This is a genomic window from Tahibacter sp. (assembly GCF_035481375.1).
GTDB lineage: Bacteria > Pseudomonadota > Gammaproteobacteria > Xanthomonadales > Rhodanobacteraceae > Tahibacter.
This window is the reverse complement of sequence record NZ_DATIGT010000185.1, coordinates 1-1603: the sequence shown is the minus strand read 5'-3', so window position 1 is coordinate 1603 and position 1603 is coordinate 1. Positions and strand designations below refer to the sequence as shown.

Here is a 1603-nt window from a genome sequence, read left to right as displayed (position 1 = left end):
CCTGCGGCTCGCCCCGGCCACGAGTTCAATCAATCCCGGCTGTCCGGCTCGAAGAAGCACCAGCGCACGTCGGGGAATTCGGCGCGGAACGCCGCCTCGACGCGGTTGATGTCGTCGATGAGTTCGCGCGGCGACAGGTAGCGCGACATTTCCGCCTTGATCGCGACCATGACGTCGGGCCCCATCTGCAGCGTCAGCAGGTTGTAGACCTGCTTGATCTCTTCCCGGCCGGCGAGAAACTTGAGCATCGCTTCCTTCGCACGCGGTTCCACGCCCTGTCCGATCAGCAGCGCCTTCACTTCGACCGCAATGAACACGGCGATGACGATGAGCAGCACGCCGATGCCGATGGAACCGATCGCGTCGTACATCGGATCGCCGGTCGCCATCGTCAGCAGCACCGCGATCAGCGCGAACACGAGACCGAGCAGCGCGGCGAGGTCTTCGCCGAAGATCACGATCAGTTCGCTCTGGCGGCTGTCGCGGAACCAGCGCCACAGGCTCTGCTGCCCGCGCGCCTTGTTCACTTCGTTGAGGCAGCCCCACATCGACAGCGTCTCGGCGATGATGCCGAAGGTCAGCACGCCGACCGCGAGCCACGCCCATTTCAGCGGTTCGGGGTGCTGCAGCTTGTGCACGCCCTCGTAGATCGAAAACATGCCGCCGACGCTGAACAGCATCAGCGCGACGAGGAACGACCAGAAATAGATCGCCTTGCCGAAACCGAGCGGAAAATCCGGCGACGGCGGCGCCTTGGCGCGCTTGATGCCGAGCAGCAGCAGCCCCTGGTTGCCGCAGTCGGCCAGCGAGTGGACCGCTTCGGCGAGCATCGAGCCCGACCCGGTAAGGATCGCGGCGACGAGCTTGGCGACGAAGATCGCGAAGTTCGCGCCGAGCGCATAGAAAATCGTCTTTACCGAATCCGCTTTGCCGGCCATGTGTTCCCCTCGTCCGTGCCTGGTCGCTGGCGGCGGAGTCTACCATCGGCCCTCAGCGGGAGAAGTAGGGCGCAATAAGCGAAGCGCATTGCGCCGTGTCCGGTCTGGCCTCGTCGTTTCACGTCGACGCAAAGGCGCAAACGGCTGCGCGAAAACCGGATGGTTTCGCGCGAATGGCGCAATGCCCTTCGGCTATTGCGCCCTACGGCGTCTGGGCCAGGAGGAACGTCGCCTTTGGCGCGAGTTCGCTGCGCGGGCAGTGGCGCGCGATCAGCTCCAGCCGCGAGCGCCATTCCGGCGTGCCTTCGCGCGCGCGCTGCGCGAGCTGCCAGCACAGTTCGGCGAGTCCGGGCGTGTCGCCGGCGCGCGCGGCGAGATCGCGGGCCAGCGAATCCGCATCGGCATCGGCGCCGATGCGCAGCCAGGCGCGCGCGAGCTGCAGCTGCTGCGGCGCAGTCAGCGCCGGGCCGTTCGCGTCGACCTTGCGGAAGTCGTCGATCATCTGCTTGACCTTGCGCGCGGCGGCCGCGTCGGCGATCGGCAGCTCGAGGGCGCGCTGCACGGCACGGCGCATCGCGGCCGGTTCGTTCGCGAAGCGTGCGCAGCGATACAGCGCGATGCGCACGTCGAGCGACGGCGGCCCCGCGGCATCGAGCGGCTCGAGC

The 1603-nt window shown here is 67.2% G+C and carries 2 protein-coding genes; both read right to left on the bottom strand.

Features of this window, described 5'->3' with window-relative positions:
• Positions 1-29: 29 nt before the first annotated feature.
• A complete protein-coding gene (locus VLF18_RS11760; protein ID WP_325279813.1) occupies positions 30-938 on the bottom strand; it encodes a cation diffusion facilitator family transporter in 909 nt (302 codons plus the stop codon).
• Positions 939-1140: 202 nt separating this feature from the next.
• Positions 1141-1603, bottom strand: a 463-nt coding sequence (locus VLF18_RS11755; protein ID WP_414717215.1) for a hypothetical protein, incomplete at its 5' end; no start/stop codon positions are given.

What these genes read in the sequence shown, in the direction of transcription:
- VLF18_RS11760 (WP_325279813.1), bottom strand. Translation starts at nt 938, where the DNA reads ATGGCCGGCAAAGCGGATTCGGTAAAGACGATTTTCTATGCGCTCGGC.